Source organism: Amycolatopsis sp. NPDC049252 (assembly GCF_043197175.1).
Taxonomy (GTDB): Bacteria; Actinomycetota; Actinomycetes; order Mycobacteriales; family Pseudonocardiaceae; genus Amycolatopsis.
Window position 1 is genome coordinate 56,306 of sequence record NZ_JBICSQ010000008.1, and the last position, 17,413, is coordinate 73,718.

At 70.0% G+C, this 17,413-nt stretch carries 7 protein-coding genes; 5 read left to right on the forward strand and 2 right to left on the reverse strand.

The features are described from left to right. Positions 1 to 16 precede the first annotated feature (16 nt). Positions 17 to 2,737 (reverse strand): GH92 family glycosyl hydrolase, encoded by a 2,721-nt coding sequence (locus tag ACGFMK_RS13340; protein ID WP_392761681.1) that lies wholly within the window; start codon positions 2,735 to 2,737, stop codon positions 17 to 19. A 280-nt stretch (positions 2,738 to 3,017) separates the two neighbouring features. Next, complete coding sequence (locus ACGFMK_RS13345) at positions 3,018 to 3,650, reverse strand: YigZ family protein (RefSeq protein WP_392761684.1); 633 nt, start codon at positions 3,648 to 3,650, stop codon at positions 3,018 to 3,020. 533 nt (positions 3,651 to 4,183) lie between these two features. Here ACGFMK_RS13345 and gltB point away from each other — a divergent pair. From gltB to ACGFMK_RS13370, 5 genes are all read left to right on the forward strand, one after another. Continuing rightward, positions 4,184 to 8,755 (forward strand): glutamate synthase large subunit, encoded by a 4,572-nt coding sequence (gene gltB, locus ACGFMK_RS13350; protein WP_392761686.1) that lies wholly within the window; start codon positions 4,184 to 4,186, stop codon positions 8,753 to 8,755. After that, positions 8,748 to 10,199, forward strand: a complete 1,452-nt coding sequence (locus tag ACGFMK_RS13355; protein ID WP_392761688.1) for a glutamate synthase subunit beta — start codon at positions 8,748 to 8,750, stop codon at positions 10,197 to 10,199. Before gltB ends, ACGFMK_RS13355 begins: the two co-directional genes overlap by 8 nt. 260 nt (positions 10,200 to 10,459) lie before the next feature. Then, positions 10,460 to 11,857 carry a Dyp-type peroxidase gene (locus ACGFMK_RS13360; protein WP_392761691.1) on the forward strand — a complete coding sequence of 466 codons (1,398 nt, stop codon included), beginning with the start codon at positions 10,460 to 10,462 and terminating at the stop codon, positions 11,855 to 11,857. A 46-nt stretch (positions 11,858 to 11,903) separates the two neighbouring features. Then, a complete protein-coding gene (locus ACGFMK_RS13365; RefSeq protein WP_392761694.1) occupies positions 11,904 to 15,773 on the forward strand; it encodes a CHAT domain-containing protein in 3,870 nt (1,289 codons plus the stop codon). A 26-nt stretch (positions 15,774 to 15,799) separates the two neighbouring features. After that, on the forward strand, positions 15,800 to 17,413 hold the full coding sequence (locus ACGFMK_RS13370) for an Hsp70 family protein (RefSeq protein ID WP_392761697.1): 1,614 nt from the start codon (positions 15,800 to 15,802) through the stop codon (positions 17,411 to 17,413).

Consider the following 17,413-nt stretch of genomic DNA (forward strand, 5'->3'; position numbering starts at 1 on the left):
CACGAGTCCCCGTGACTCAGCGGTAGACCTCGAACTCGTAGATCCGGGCCGCGCCGTTGCCGTCGTTGGCCGGGGTGGTGAGGTTCAGCTTCACGTACCGCGCCGACCGGGTCGTGATCGGGTGGTACGTGCGGCTGGCCCGCGAACCGGTCACGGACGCGACCGTCGTCCAGTTCGTGCCGTCGGTCGACGTCTGGATCGTGAACGCGCCGGTGTTCCAGCCCGTGGTCTCACCACCGAGGCCGGCGTGCTTGACGACGAACGACGACACGTTCTGCGCCGACCCGAGGTCCACCTGGAGGAACTTCGTGGCGGCGGTGGTGCAGAACTTGCTGTTGTTCGCCAGGCTGCCGTCGACGGCGTTGGCCGCGCCTTCGGACGAGGCGCACGCCGCCGAGCCCGTCGCCGCCTTGCCCTGGGCCAGGTTCGTGCCGAGCTCCGGCGCGGCGGCCGGCGGGGTGAACCCGTCGTTGTACGACGGCGGGACGTCCGCCGCGTTCGTGCCCCACGCGCTCGCCGACGAGCCCATCGTGTAGTTCAGCGTCGACGCGCCCGCGATGTCGCCGTAGCGGATCCACGACTTGGTCGTCGCGACACCGTTGACGCTCAGGCTCTGCACGTACTGCGCACCCTGGCCGGCCCCGCTGCCGTTGATCTGGATCGTGCCGCTCGGGCGGATGATCGAGACCGACGGGAACAGCGGGCCGTGCAGGGCCAGGACGTCCGCGCCCGGGGTCGCCGGGTACATCCCCAGCGCGGCGAAGACGTACCAGGCGGAGGTCGCGCCGAGGTCGTCGTTGCCGGGCTCGCCGCCCGCGCCGGTGGTGAACGACTCGTTCATCACGCGCCGCACCGCCGAGCTGGTGCCCTGCGGGTGGGCGGCGTAGTTGTACGCCCACGGCACGCCGTGCTCGGGCTCGTTGCCGATGTAGAAGTACGGCTGGGTGAGGCCGCCGTTGAGCTGCGTGAAGTGGTGGTCCAGCCGCTGGACGGCGGTCTTCGCGCCGCCCATCAGGTTGATCACGCCCTGGTAGTTGTAGGGCACCATCCAGGTGTACTGCGACGGGTTGCCCTCGGTGTAGCCGCTGTTGCTCGACGGCACGACCGGCCAGGCGAACGTGCCGCTGCTGTCCCGCGGCTGGACGTAACCCGAATCGGTGCCGAACACGTTCTGCCACCACTGGGCCCGCTGCATGTACGTGGTGTACTTCGTGGTGTCGCCGACGGCCTTGGCGAACTGTGCCACCGCGAAGTCCGACGCCGAGTACTCGAGCGAGTCCGACGGATCTTCGGTGACGTAGTGCCGGCTGACGTACCCGGACTGGCGCCCGCGGATCGCCTGCCCCTGCGCGGTGCCGCCGTTGGAGCTCTTGTCCATCAGTGTCAGCGCGGCCGCCGTGTCGAAGCCGCGGACGCCGAAGGCGTACATGCTGCCGACGACGATCGGCCCGGGGTCGCCGGTCATCACGAAGTGCTCGTTGTTGTTGTGCGACCACTTGGGCAGCAGCCCGCCCTGCTGGCCGTCCAGCACCATGGACTTGGCGATGTCGCTGGCTTCGTCGGGCGCGACCAGCCCGATCAACGCGGCCCAGGAGCGGTAGATGTCCCAGCCGGAGTAGTTCTGGTAGACGGTGTGGGTCGCCGTGTGGATCGCCTGGTCGAACCCGCGGTACTGGCCGTTGGTGTCACTGGCGATGTTCGGGTTCTGGAACACGTGGTACAGCGCCGTGTAGAACTTCTGCAGGTCCGCGGCGGCCCCGCCGGTCACCTGGACGCGGTTGAGGATCGTGTTCCAGCTCGTGTCGGCCGCGGCGCGGATCCCGGCGAAGTCGAACCCGGGGTTCTCGGCCGCGAGGTTCGCCTGCGCGTTGGCCAGGCTGACGAACGAGATGCCGACCTTCGCCTGCACCGTGGTGTTGGTGGAGGTGTCGAACGTGACGTAGCCGCCGGCGTTCGTGCCGCTGCTGCTCGCGGAGCCGGCGTTCACCGTGCCGCCGAGCCAGGTGCCGAAGCCGCTGGGCGCGCGGTCGAACTGGATCACGTAGAAGATCTGGTACGTCTTGGACGAGCCGCAGAAGCCGCCTCCGGTCGCCGAGCCGGTGAGCTGGCTGCCGCTGATGCTGACGGATCCGGCGCGGTTGCCGGTCGCGCTGCGGCCGGGGTTGACCAGCAGGCGCGCGGTCGTCGTGTTCGGGTAGGTCAGCTTCATGAAGCCGGACCGCTTGGTGGCGGACAGTTCGACGGTCGTGTTGTAGTTGTCCAGCTTGTTCTTGTAGTAGCCGGGCGCGGCCGACTCGTTGGCCTTCGTGTAGCGGCCGGCGTACCCGGTCCAGCCGGTGCCCGGCGAGGTGCCGATCGCGCCGGTGATCGGCAGCAGGCCGAGGTCCTCGTTGTTGGGGCAGCCCGCGCCGTTGAAGTGGGTGAGGCTGAACTCCTCGATGCTGGTGTCGCTGTAGCGGTAGCCGGACGGCGACCCGGTCGGGGTGTCCGGGCTGAACTGCGTCATCCCGAACGGCACGACCGCGCCCGGGTAGGTGCTGCCGCCGGCGCCGCCGGGCACCGGGTTGGGCGAGTTGCTGTTGTCCGTGCCGATGAAGGGATTCACGTACTGCGTAAGGGCGAGCGCCGCGGCGCCGGCGGGCGGAGCGGGCAGGGCGGCGAGCCCCGCGCCCACGAGGACCGCGGCGAGCGCCGCTCCCCGAAGCCGTCTCCTGAACCTGGACAGTGGTCCGGACATGGAACCTTCCTCTCCTCGTCACGCAGTCGCTGACAACGTTGTCACCCCGCGCCTCGAACCGCACTTTTCCAGCGAAAGTGCGGCTTTTTGAGACTGGTGAGGCTGATGTGGTGATGGAGGTGGTGCGCGGCCCGCGTCGGGGGCCGGTGTGATCCGGGGTCGGGGAAGGGACATGGTGCCACGGGCGAATACCTCCGCGGTAGCACCGAAAGTCCGAATCACCGTTGCGTGCCAAGCGAATCCGCGAGCGGTCGGACCACCGCCCGGGAGTGGTCCGCAGTCAGGAGCCCGCGGTGACCCACTGCTCGCCGAGTTCCGTCGCCGTGGCTTCGCCGTTCGTGAGGTCGGCGAGCCAGCCGCGGAACTCCGTGTCCTCATCGGATGCCAGGCCGATCTCGAAGCGCGCCAGCTCGTCGAAGCGGGTCGCGCGCAGGACGTACCGCGACGCGCGCAGGTCGTTCTCCAGGCGGCCCGCGCGGTCGTAGCCGACCGCGACCTCGAACACCTTGAGTCGACGGTGTTCTAGTACGCCTACCACGTCGATCGCTTGTGCGACAGCCTGTCCGTACGCGCGGATGAGCCCGCCCGCACCGAGCAGCACCCCGCCGAAGTACCGCGTCACCACCGCGACGGTGTCCGTCAACTCGCGGCGGCGCAGCACTTCCAGCATCGGCGTGCCCGCGGTGCCGGCCGGTTCGCCGTCGTCGCTGGAACGCTGGGTGCGCCCGTCGGGGCCGAGAACGAAGGCGTGACAGTGATGCCGGGCACCCGGATCGGCCCGCCTGCGGCCCGCGATGAACTCCCGCGCGGCGTCCTCCGAGGTCACCGGAGCGAGCGCGCAGAGGAACCGGGAGCGCTTGATCTCCACCTCGTGACCACCTTCGCGAGCCACGGAGAGATAACGATCAGTCATCGGACGGGTTCACCATGCACCCAGCTTGCCACCCCGAGGCCGGGTCACGACACCCGCATCAGACCACTTGCGACAGACGTTTCCGCAGGTCAGGAGCACATTTCACCGGCATGCGGGAGGCCCGGCCCGACATATGGGACTACCCCCGGGCTCGTCAACGCAAGCGTGGCATTTCCCACCCGGGGACAACGACGTATGTCGATAACAGCGAATTCACACTATCGTCATAAGACCCGGCGAACCCGGGAGTAACACCGCGCGCTCCGGCTGACCCCCCACCACAGTGGTCTGTCTTCGCGCGCACGCAGGACCGACATGTTCGGCTGCCCAGCGTTGTGCGGCCTCCCAGATGACCCGCGTCCGGCTTCCAGGCGTCCCCGCCCGGCCGGCACTTCGCGGCATCTTGCACTTCGACAACAGCAACTGTTCTCGACTGACCATCGCGCTACCGGACCACTTCGTTAACCGGTTCAGTTCGAACCACTCGATGAGGTGAGTACCGGTCACGCCAACGCCTTGGGAGGCGGCCAGCCGTGACCCACCGTGCCAGCGCCCTCCCCCCGTCGGGGGAGCAGCTCAGCAACGCCGAGGCCAACGGCCTCTACCGGAGCGAATACGAACACGACGCCTGCGGTGTCGCGTTCGTCGCCGACCTCACCGGGCGCCGGGACCACGCCATCGTCTCGAAGGCCCTGGTCGCGTTGCGCAACCTGGAGCACCGAGGGGCGCGGGGCGCCGAACCGGACACCGGGGACGGCGCCGGGCTCCTGATCCAGATCCCGGACGAGTTCTACCGCGAGGTCGTCGGCTTCGCGCTGCCCGAACCGGGCGCCTACGCCGTCGGCACCGCTTTCCTGCCGCAGGACGAAAAACGCCGCGGCCGGGCCATGACGACCATCGAGCGCATCGCGGCCGAAGAGGACATGCGCGTGCTCGGCTGGCGCGAGCTGCCGGTCAACCCCGAGCACTGCGGGCCGACCGCGGCCGAGACGATGCCGCACTTCACGCAGCTGTTCCTCACCGCGCGCCGCCCGAAGCCGGAGCACTCGGACCCGCTGCACATCGAGCGCAGCGCGTTCTGCGTCCGCAAGCGGGCCGAGCGCGAGCTGGCCGAGGAGGACGTCTACTTCCCCAGCCTGTCTTCGCGCACGATCGTCTACAAAGGAATGCTCACCGAGCCGCAGGTCGAGCGCTTCTTCGCCGACCTCACCGACGAGCGGGTCACCAGCGCGCTCGGGCTGGTGCACTCCCGCTTCTCCACCAACACCTTCCCGTCGTGGCCGCTGGCGCACCCGTACCGGTACGTCGCGCACAACGGCGAGATCAACACCCTGCGCGGCAACCGCAACTGGATGGACGCCCGCGAGGCGCTGCTCGAGACCGACCTGATCCCGGGTGACCTCAAGCGCATCTACCCGGTGATCACCCGCGGCGCCAGCGACTCGGCGTCCTTCGACGAGGTCCTGGAGCTGCTCCACCTCGGTGGCCGCTCGCTGCCCCACGCCGTCCTGATGATGATCCCGGAGGCCTGGGAGAACCACCAGGAGATGGACCCGGCCCGGCGCGCCTTCTACGAGTTCCACTCGACGCTGATGGAGCCGTGGGACGGCCCGGCGCTGGTCGCCTTCACCGACGGCAGCCAGATCGGCGCGGTGCTCGACCGCAACGGCCTGCGCCCCGGCCGCTACTGGGTGACCGACGACGGTCTCGTCGTGCTCGCCTCGGAGGTCGGCGTGCTCGACATCGACCCGGCGACGATCGTCCGCAAGGGACGTCTCGAGCCCGGCCGGATGTTCCTGGTGGACACCGAGGCCGGCCGGATCGTCGAGGACGAGGAGATCAAGGGCGAGCTCGCCACGGCGCACCCGTACGACGAGTGGGTCGAGGCCGGCCTGCTGCACCTCGACGCCCTGCCCGAGCGCGACCGCGAGGTGCCGCTGCACGCCGCGCTCGTGCGCCGCCAGCAGGCGTTCGGCTACACCGAGGAAGACCTCGAAACGATCCTCGAGCCGATGGCCCGCACCGGCGCGGAGCCGATCGGCTCGATGGGCAACGACTCGCCGCTGGCGCCGCTGTCCAGCCGGTCGCGGCTGCTGTTCGACTACTTCATCCAGCTGTTCGCGCAGGTCACGAACCCGCCGCTGGACGCGATCCGCGAGGAGCTGGTGACGGCGCTCGGCACCCAGATCGGCGCCGAGCCGAACCTGCTGGCCGGCGACGCGGCGTCGTGCCGCCGGATCGTGCTGCCGTTCCCGGTGCTCGACAACGACCAGCTCGCCAAGCTCGTGCACGTCAACGACGACGGCACGCTGCCGGAGTTCCAGGCCGTCACCGTGCTCGGCCGCTACAACGTCCACGGCGGCGGCGAGGCGCTGGTCCAGCGCCTCGACGAGATCCGCGCCGAGGTGTCGGAGGCGATCGAGGACGGCGCGCGGCTGATCGTGCTGTCCGACCGCGGGGTCGACGAGCACCACGCGCCGATCCCCTCGCTGCTGCTGACCGGCGCGGTGCACCACCACCTCGTCCGCGAGAAGACGCGCACGCAGGTCGGCCTCATCGTCGAGGCCGGCGACGCGCGCGAGGTGCACCACATCGCGCTGCTCATCGGCTACGGCGTCGCCGCGGTCAACCCGTACCTCGCGATGGCGACCGTCGAGGAGATGGCCCACCAGGGCCTGATCCCGGGCGTGACGCCGAAGGAGGCGACCCAGAACCTGATCAAGGCGCTGGGCAAGGGCGTCCGCAAGACGATGTCCAAGATGGGCGTCTCGACCGTCGCGTCCTACACCGGCGCGCAGATCTTCGAGGCGATCGGGCTCGGCGAAGAGGTCGTCGACAACTGCTTCACCGGCACGACCTCGCGCCTCGGCGGGGTCGGCTTCGACACGCTGGCCGACGAGGTCGCCAAGCGGCACCTCTACGCGTTCCCGGCCGACGGCGTCCGCGCCGCCCACCGCGAGCTGGAGACCGGCGCCGACTACCAGTGGCGCCGCGAAGGCGAACCGCACCTGTTCAACCCGCAGACGGTGTTCAAGCTCCAGCACTCCACGCGGTCCGGGAAGTACGACGTCTTCAAGGAGTACACGAAGGCCGTCGACGACCAGGCCGAGAAGCTGCTGACGCTGCGCGGGCTGTTCGACTTCCGGTACGGCAAGCGCGCGCCGGTGCCGATCGACGAGGTCGAGCCGGTCTCGGAGATCGTCAAGCGGTTCGCCACCGGCGCGATCTCGTACGGCTCGATCTCGATGGAGATGCACCAGACCCTCGCCATCGCGATGAACCGCCTCGGCGGGAAGTCCAACACCGGTGAAGGCGGCGAAGACGCGGAGCGGCTTTACGACCCGGAGCGGCGAAGCGCCGTGAAGCAGGTCGCGTCGGGGCGTTTCGGCGTCACGAGCGAGTACCTGGTCAACGCCGACGACATCCAGATCAAGATGGCGCAGGGCGCGAAGCCCGGCGAAGGCGGGCAGCTGCCCGGCGCGAAGGTGTACCCGTGGATCGCGAAGACGCGGTACTCGACGCCGGGTGTCGGGCTGATTTCGCCGCCGCCGCACCACGACATCTACTCGATCGAGGACCTGGCCCAGCTGATCCACGACCTCAAGAACGCCAACCCCCGGGCGCGCATCCACGTGAAGCTCGTGTCCGAGGTCGGCGTCGGCACGGTCGCGGCGGGCGTCTCGAAGGCGCACGCCGACGTCGTGCTCATCTCCGGGCACGACGGCGGGACGGGCGCGTCGCCGCTGTCGTCCATCAAGCACGCCGGCGGCCCGTGGGAGCTGGGCCTGGCCGAGACGCAGCAGACGCTGCTGGCCAACCGCCTGCGCGACCGGATCGTGGTGCAGACCGACGGCCAGCTCAAGACCGGCCGCGACGTCGTCATCGCGGCGCTGCTCGGCGCCGAGGAGTTCGGCTTCGCGACCGCGCCGCTGGTGGTGTCGGGCTGCATCATGATGCGCGTCTGCCACCTCGACACGTGCCCCGTGGGCGTCGCGACGCAGAACCCGAAGCTGCGCGAGAAGTTCAGCGGCAAGGCCGAGTACGTCGTCAACTTCTTCGAGTTCATCGCCCAGGAGGTCCGGGAGTACCTGGCGGAGCTGGGTTTCCGGTCGATCGCCGAGGCCGTCGGCCACGCCGAGTTCCTCGACAAGCGCAAGGCGATCGACCACTGGAAGGCGTCCGGGCTCGACCTGTCGCCGATCTTCCACGTGCCCGACATGGCTCCGGCGGGCCTGCGGCTGCAGCAGACGCAGCAGGACCACGGGCTGGAGAAGGCGCTCGACAACACGCTGATCCAGCTCGCCGAGGGCGCGCTGAACTCCGGTGACAAGGTGCGGCTGGAACTGCCGGTGCGCAACGTGAACCGGACCGTCGGCACGATGCTCGGCTCCGAGCTGACCAAGCGGTGGGGCGGCGAAGGGCTGCCGGACGACACCATCGACGTCACCTTCACCGGGACCGCGGGCCAGTCGTTCGGCGCGTTCGTGCCGAAGGGCATCACGCTGCGGCTCTACGGCGACGGCAACGACTACGTCGGCAAGGGCCTTTCCGGCGGCCGGCTGATCGTGCGCCCGCCGAAGGAGGCGCAGTACGCCGCCGAGGAGCACATCATCGCCGGCAACGTGATCGGCTACGGCGCGACCAGCGGCGAGATCTTCATCCGCGGCAAGGTCGGCGAGCGGTTCTGCGTGCGCAACTCGGGCGCGCTGGCCGTCGTCGAAGGCGTCGGCGACCACGGCGGCGAGTACATGACCGGCGGCCGGATGGTCGTGCTCGGGCAGATCGGCCGCAACTTCGCGGCCGGGATGTCGGGCGGAGTCGCGTACGTGCTGGACCTGCCCGTGCACCGCGTCAACCCGGAGATGGTCGACATCGACCCGCTCGACTCCGAGGACGCCGACTTCCTGCGCGAGGCCCTCGAAAAGCACTACGACGAAACGGAGTCCGCGGTCGCGCGGGCCCTGCTCGCCGACTGGGACGCGGGCGTCGACCGGTTCGGCAAGGTCATGCCGAAGGACTACAAGCGCGTGCTCGCCGCCCAGGTGCAGGCTGAGCGGGACGGGCGCGACGTGAACGAGGCGATCATGGAGGCCGCACATGGCTGACCCCAAGGGCTTTCTGACCACCACGCGCGAAGAGCCGAAGCGGCGTCCGGTCGACCTGCGGCTGATGGACTGGCGCGAGGTCTACGAGGACTTCGCGTCGACGAAGCTGGAGAAGCAGGCCGGCCGCTGCATGGACTGCGGCATCCCGTTCTGCCACCAGGGCTGCCCGCTCGGGAACCTCATCCCGGAGTGGAACACCCTGGTGTGGCGGGAAGACTGGCAGCAGGCGGCCGAGCGGCTGCACGCGACCAACAACTTCCCGGAGTTCACCGGCACCCTGTGCCCGGCGCCGTGCGAAACCGCGTGCGTGCTCGGCATCAACGACGATCCGGTGACCATCAAGCGCGTCGAGATCTCCATCATCGACCGCGCCTTCGCCGAAGGCTGGGTGACGCCGCAGGTGCCCGTTTCCCAGACGGGCAAGAAGGTCGCGGTCGTCGGGTCCGGCCCGTCGGGACTTGCCGCGGCGCAGCAGCTCACGCGCGCGGGCCACAGCGTCGTGGTCCTCGAGCGGGCCGACAAGATCGGCGGGCTGCTGCGCTACGGCATCCCCGAGTTCAAGATGGAGAAGCACCGCCTGGACCGGCGGATCGCGCAGATGGCGGCCGAGGGCACGGAGTTCCGGACCTCGGTGAACGTCGGCGTGGACCTGTCCGTCGACGAACTGCGGTCGTCGTACGACGCGGTGGTGCTCGCCGGTGGCGCGACCGACTGGCGTGACCTGCCGATCCCCGGCCGCGAGTTCGACGGCATCCACCAGGCGATGGAGTTCCTGCCGCCGGCCAACCGGGTCGCCTCCGGCGACCTCGACGTCTCGCCGTACTCGGCCGAGGGCCTCGACGTCGTCGTGATCGGCGGCGGCGACACGGGCGCGGACTGCGTCGGGACGTCGCACCGCCAGGGCGCCCGTTCGGTGACGCAGCTGGAGATCATGCCGCGGCCGCCGGAGGCCCGGTCCGACGCCCACCCGTGGCCGACCTACCCGATGATCTACCGGGTGTCCTCGGCGCACGAAGAGGGCGGCGAGCGGCGGTATTCGGTCAACACGCAGGAGTTCGTGGCCGACGAGTCCGGCCGGGTGCGGGCGCTGAAGCTGGTCGAGGTGCGCAACGAGGGCGGCAAGTTCGTCCCCGTCGAAGGCACCGAGACGGAGCTGCCCGCCCAGCTCGTGCTGCTGGCGATGGGGTTCCTCGGGCCGCAGAAGCAGGGCCTGGTCGAGGACCTCGGCGTCGAGCTGGACGCGCGCGGCAACGTGGCGCGCGACAAGGCGTTCAAGACGAGCCTGGACAACGTGTTCGTCGCGGGCGACATGGGCCGCGGCCAGTCCCTGATCGTCTGGGCCATCGCCGAAGGCCGTTCCGCGGCGGCCGGGGTGGACGCCTTCCTGACCGGGCGCGGCATCCTGCCCGCGCCGATCGCGCCGACGGACCGCCCGATCGCCTGAGCCCGGCGCCGGCGGGGGTGCCAACGTCGCCACCTCCGCCGGCGCTGTCCCCCTCGAACGGAAACGCGGGCCCCCACCGGGCCCGCGTTTCCGTTTCCGCGACGATTCCGCGTTCACCTTAATCTTTCGTGTGAAACCGCCGAACCGGTGGCGCGAGGCCGCCGGTTCGTTGCATTCTGTGTTCAGGGGGCCCGGCCGGCCGAAGGGGAGGCGCCGGCCGGGTACCGCCGCAAGGCGGTTTACTTGGGGAGGGGACCCTGATGTCTGTCGATCTGTCCACCACACTGTCCTGGACCACGGCGAGCGGCGACGCCGCGACGATGCTCGGCGAACTGCAGCCGAACATCCTCAAGGCGCACGTGCGTGATCACCTTTCGGCGTTGTTCCTGACGTTCGGCGACCCGGCGGAGGCGCGGGCGCTCCTCGTCTCGGTCACCGGGAAGATGAAGTCCGCCAAGGAACATCTCACCGAGGTCGGCGGGTTCAAGAGCGGCGGTGCCGCCGGGACACCGTACGTCGGCGTCGGGCTCACCGCGGCGGGCTACCGCGTGCTCGGCGTCGAGAACTTCCCGCAGGACGAGGCGTTCCGGCGCGGCATGGCGGCCCCGGACACCCGGCGGCGGCTGAACGACCCGCCGCGCTCGACGTTCGATCCGGGCTACCACGGCGAAATCCACGCCGTCGTGCTCGTCGGGGACGCCACCGACAAGGCGATGACCGCGCGGCGCAACGAGATCCTCGGCCTGCTGCCGGACTCCGTCACGGTCGCGGCGGAGGAGACCGGGCTCGGCCGGGTCAACGCGCGCGGCGAGGGCATCGAGCACTTCGGCTACGTCGACGGCCGGAGCCAGCCGTTGTTCCTGACCGAAGACGTCGACGCGGAAAAGAACAGCACCGACGGCATCAACGTGTGGAACCCGGCGGCGCCGCTTTCCCAGGTATTGGTGGCCGACACCGCCGCGCCGGATCCCGGCGTGCATTTCGGCAGTTACTTCGTTTTCCGCAAGCTGGAACAGAACGTGCGCCGGTTCAAACAGGCGGAATCGGATCTGGCCGACACGCTCGGCCTCACCGGCGACGACCGCGAGCGCGCCGGCGCGATGATCATCGGCCGGTTCGAGGACGGCACGCCGCTGACCACCCAGCGGGAAGACGGCGCCGAGAGCCCGGTGTCGAACAACTTCACCTACGAAAGCGACCGCGCCGCGCTCAAGTGCCCGTTCCAGGCGCACATCCGCAAGACGAACCCGCGCGGCTCCGGCGGCGCCGAGCAGCCGCCCGAAGAGCGGCTGCACCTGATGGCCCGCCGCGGCGTCACCTACGGCGAGCGCCCGGACGACCCGAACGCGGACCTGCCGCCCGCGGCGCGCCCGAGCGGCGGGGTCGGGCTGCTGTTCATGGCCTTCAACTCGGTGCTGGGCAACCAGTTCGAGTTCACCCAGGCGATCTGGGCGGACAACCCGGGCTTCCCGATCGTCGAGGGCGTCACCCCGGGCCTGGACCCGGTGATCGGCCAGGGCACGCGAGCGCCGTCCGACTACACGGTCGACTGGGGCGGCTCGGCCCAGCACCCGGCGGACCCGGTGCCCCAGTCGGTGACGCTCAAGGGCGGCGAGTACTTCTTCATGCCGTCACTGGCGTTCCTCCGCTCGCTCTGATCCCCGCGGTGCGGGCGCGGCCCTGGTTCTGCGCCCGCGCCCGAATATGGCCACATTTTGTCGCTTTTCCGGCCGGTTCCCGCGACTAGAATGGCTGCCGATGAGCTCGGACGACGAGGAACCCACTGTGCTCTCGGCCGAGTTCGAGCAACTTCGCCGAGCCTTCGACAGCGCGATTTCCGCCGCCGGTGACGGTGTGCCCGGCGGTTTGTCGGACGTCATCGAAGTCGCCGAAAAGCTCACCGGATACCTCGACGCACCGGATGATGCGACCGCCTTGGCCTACGTGCGGTACATCGAGGGAATCGCGCTCATGGATCGTTTCGACGGCCGGGACGCCGAAGCCACAGCCGGTGAGACCGACGACCGTGACGCAGCGATCACCACCCTGCGAGAGGCGAAGGCGCTGCTCGAAACCGGGGACGCCGAAGACGCCGACAAGGCCGAGGTCTGCCTCTGGCTCGGTCTGGGGCTCGCGCACCGGATCCTGCAGCAGCCGGCCGGCGCGCCCCCGGAGGTGGACGAGGCCGTCGGCGCGCTCGACACCGGTTTGGCCGGCGCCGAGCCGGACGACGACATCGCGCTGACCGCCCGGCTCCGGCTGGGGATGCTGCTGGCCTTCCGGTTCCTCACCGCCGGGGGCGAAAACACGGACCACGACCGCGCGACCGGCTTGCTGACGGCGGCGTCGGAGGACCCGGCGGCCGGTTCGGACGCACAGGACGCCGCACACCTGATCCTCGCCCAGTTGTCGATCTGCCGGCACTTTCCGGCGGAGTTCCGGATGGGTCCGGGGGCCATCACCGGCGCGATGGTCGAGCACGTCCGCGGCGGCGGCCTCGGATACCACTCCGCGGAAGCCGGGCACACGGCGCTGCGCCACCTCGACGCGATGTCGGGCAGCGGGGCGCTCGCGGAGCCGAGCGCGATGTTGCGCATCGTCGCCGGACACGACGACGGGACCGACCCGGCGGGCATGGGTGCCGACCAGGTCGGCGACCTGGTGTCACTGCTCGGTGTGGTGGAGCGTGAAACCGAGCCGGACTCCCCTGGATCGGGGGTGCTCACCACCATGCGGGTCGCCGCCGAGGCCCGGCTCGGCGAGCTCGAAGGCACTTCGGTCAGCACCGGTCCCGCGATCGACGAGCTGCTCGGCGCCCTCGGTCAGATCGGCGACCACCCGCTCAATTCGCTGGCGCGCGACCTGCTCGGCGCGGTCATCGCGACGCCTTCCGGTGGCATGGTGTTCCACGGCGACCTGACCGCTCAGATCACTCGGCTCGAACGGGCCCTTGACGAGCTGGGCGATCACCCGGCGCGGATCCGGACGGTCTGCGCGCTGACCATCACCGCGATCCAGCAGGCCTTCACGACGAAGCGCATCGACTCCGTGGTACGCATCCAGGGGATGCTGGAAGAGACGCACCGCGCCAACGCGGACCGGCCCACCGAGCACGCGATCGTCGGCATGATGACCGGCTGGGTCGAAGGACTGCGCGGCGTCTTTCGCAATGACCGGCATCTCACGAGCTCGGCCATCACCCGGATCCAGGATGCCTCAGCCGGCCTGCCCGACGGACACGAGCTGCACAAGCTGGTGGGCCCGAACGTCGCCGCGTTGCTGGCCCAGCGATACAACATCGACCACGTGCTCGACGACCTGACCGCGACCGAAGCGTTCACCGAAGCCGGCGCACGAACGGCGACCGGGGACAAGACCGGCAACCTGGCGGTGTGGCAATCCAGGCTCACCAGTGTCATGGCGAAGCTCGGACGTCCCGGGCAGCTCACCCGCGAAGGCCTCGACGCCGCCTCCGCCGAGCTCGCCGAGGTGCTTCCGCTGATCCCGCCCGAGCAGTACGAGGTCTACGACTGGGGCAGGCTCCGGCCGATCATGGAGATCATCCGTTCCACGCACTCCGGGCCGGTCCCGGGTTTCCCGACGTCGGGTCCCGAGCTGCGCGGCTTCCTGGACAGCGTGGACGACGTCCTCGCGATGGACGGCCCCGATCTGCTCGGCGCGAATCCCGAAGGCGCGATGCTCCTGCTCGGCGCGGGAATGGCGGCCCGGGATCCGAAGCGGATCGACCGTGCGATCGCCACGCTCGCGGCCGAGCTGGCCAAACCTTCGGACCTGCTGAACGAACGGTTCCTGCTGCTCGACTCCCTCGGTTTCGCGTTCCGCACCCGCCACGCCATCACCCTGCAGCCGCGGGACCTCGACAACGCCCTGCTGCGGTACGAAGAGTGCCTCCAGCTCACCCTGGACGAACCCGGGCTGTCCGACACCGCAGGCGCGTACTACCAGCTCGGCGAGACGTACTACATGCGCAACGACCGCAACCGCCGCGATCTCACCAGGGCCGCCACCGCCGGCCTCGAGGGACTGCGCGCCCGCATGCGCGACGTCCTGATCCAGGCGGACGCGAGCGACGCTCTCGCGATGTCATTGCGGGCCGACGGCGAGGCGTGCGCCGTGGCGCACTGGTGTCTGGAGGGCGGCGACACCGGCTCGGCGCTGCGCGCGCTGGAGCTCGGCCGGGCGATGGTCCTGCACGCCGCGACGTCCGAAGTCGACGCTCCGGCGCTCCTGCGGGCCGGCGGCCACGACGACCTGGCCGACAGCTGGGCCGCCAGGAGCGCGGCGCCGCGCACATCAGGCGACGACGCCGTGACCGCTCGGGTGCCTGACACGCTCAGAAACGACGTGCTGCGGGCCGTCGAAGGCACCGAGACCGAACAGCGCCTGCTTTCGCCGCCTTCGGTCGGCGACATCACCGAGGCGCTCGAGACAGCCGGCGCCGTCGCGCTGGTTTACCTGGTCCCGAAGTACCAGCTGTCCAAGGGGTTCGCGTTGGTGGTGACCGCCGACGGCAGCATCCGGACCCACTGTTTGCCCCAGCTGGTCACCGGCGACGGCGGTCCCGTCAAAGCCTTCGAGGACGCCCAGGCGGAGCTGCAGCGGTTCGCCGACCTCGACGGCGATTCCGGGAAGACCGCGCTGAGCCGGTGGCGGCGGACGTTCGAAGCGGTCAGCGAATGGGCCTGGAGCATCATGGAGCCGGTGCTGGCGACGTCCCGCCCGGCCGGGCGGGACGTCCCGCGGATCGTCCTCGCGCCCGTGGGGTCGCTCGGCTCGGTGCCCTGGCACGCCGCCGGACGCCGGATCCGGGGCGGCCTCCGATACGCCTGCCAGGACGCGGTAATCACCTACGCGGCTTCGGCCCGCCAGTTCGTCGACGCGAGCCGACGCGGCCGCCGTGCATGGTCGGAGGCGCCGGCCATCGGCGCCGGGGCGCTGGACCTCCTGTGGAGCCGGCGAGAGGTCAAGGAGCTTCAGTACCACTACCCCGGCTCCGACATCGGGCACGGGCGGGCGCCGACGGCGGAGGCGATCCAGGCCTGCCTTCCCCGCGCGGGTTCGCCCGGCGCGTCGCTGCTGCACCTGAGCAGCCACGCCGAACGAGCCGACCCGCCCCTCGACTCGCACTTCAAGCTGACCGGCGGCGTCCGCCTGTCGTTGCGAGAGATCCTCGAGCAGGCGGCCCGCCGCCCACCCACCGCGCCGGGCAGCCTGGTCGTGCTGTCCGCCTGTGTCAGCGACCTGACCGGCAGCTCGCACGACGAGGCGCTCACCCTGGCCACCGCTTTTCTCGCCGGCGGTGCCGCCGGCGTGGTCGGCACGCGCTGGCCGGTGAACGATCGCGCGACGGCGTTGTTCATGGTGATGTTCCACCACTACCTCAATTCCGGTTATCCGGATCCGGCGATCGCGTTGCGCGCCACTCAGACCTGGATGCTCGACCCCCGGCGCGAACTGCCGAAAAGGATCACCGGGTTGCTGGCCGGAGAAGAAAAACGGCCAGGACTCGAAACGCCGGACGCCTGGGCAGCGTTCACCTATCAAGGCTTGTGAAGCACATCCGGAAGGGCGGCGCGCGAATGCCGGCGGAAACCACGTTCGGGATCGACCTCGGCACCACGCACTCCTGCATCGCATGGGTGGACGAGGCGGGTAAGGCGGTTGTGATCCGCAACGACCTCGGCGAAGAGACCACTCCCTCGGTCGTCTACTTCGAAGCGCCGATGAAGGTGCTGGTCGGCGCGTCCGCGAAAAATTCCGCACTCCTCGCTCCACAGCTGGTCGCCGCCCTGACGAAACGGCTCATCGGGACCACCGAAAGCGCCGGAACATTTCACGGGAAGACCTATTCTCCCGAGGAGATCGGAGCGCTGATCCTGCGCGACCTCGCCCGGTTCGCCGAAGCCCAAACCGGAGTGAAAGTCGAGAACGTCGTCATCACCGTGCCGGCTTACTTCGGTGTGGCCCAGCAGCAGGCGACCCGCCGGGCCGGGGAGATCGCCGGGCTGCACGTGCTCGACGTCCTGCCCGAACCGGTCGCGGCCGCGCTGAACCACCAGGCGCCGGACAAGGAAGCAGGCACCCGGCACGTGTTCGTCTGCGACCTCGGCGGCGGTACGTTCGACACCACCGTGATCCGGTTCGACGACGAAGGAGCCGTCCAGGTCGTCTGCACGCACGGCGACGGCCGCCTCGGCGGCGCGGACTGGGACAAGCGGGTCCAGGACCACTTGCTCGCCTGTTTCACCCGCGAGCACCCGGACCTGGACCCGACGCGGGACGACCTGTTCCTCCAGGACCTGGCGAGGATCGCGGAGCAGCTCAAAAAAGATCTGAGCAGCAGGGAAAGCCGCACGGTCGGACTCCGCTTCAGCAGCGCCGTCGCCCGGGTCACCGTGACCCGCTCCGAACTTGAAGAACTCACCGGCGATCTGCTCGACCGCGTCGCCGACGTCGCCGGGCGGACCGTCAAGCTGGCCCGGGAGCGGGGCGTCGACCACTTCGACCACCTCGTGCTGGTGGGTGGGATGGCCAAGATGCCCGCGGTCGCCCGGCGCCTGTCCGGCGAGCTGGGACTGCCGGGCCGTCTCCACGAGCCCGACCTGGCCGTCGCCAAGGGCGCGGCGATCCACGCCGCGTTCCAGCACGTCAAGCAGGGTGGATCGGCGAGGAGCCTGGCCGACCGCTTGACGCTCGACGTCGCCGAGGTCGAAGCGATGGCCGCCCGGAAGGTGACCGCGGTGGTGCCCAAGGCGTTCGGGGTGATGGCTGTCGACTCCCGGGACCCGATCGCGCTGACCGACCCCCTGCGCGCCCGCAAGATGATCGTGCACCTGTTACAGGCCAACACCACACTCCCCGCCGACACCGGCCCGTACCCGTTCGCGGTGGTGGCGGACAACCAGCGAATGGCCGAGATCGAAGTCTGGGAGCAGGCCGCCGAATACGAGTCCGACGAGCTGTCCGCCAACGTCCGGATCGGGCGCGGCATGCTGCGCAACCTGCCGGCCCGCCCGGCCGGCTCGCCGTTCAACGTCACCTTCTTCATGTCCGAGACCGGGCTCCTGACGGTCCGGGCCCTCGAACCGTCGTCCGGCGCGACGGTCAGTTTCGACCTGCAGATCGGTGAGATGGACAAGGCCTCGGTGGCGTCCGCCCGCGCGGACATCGCCGGTCACGAAGTGCGGGGCTGA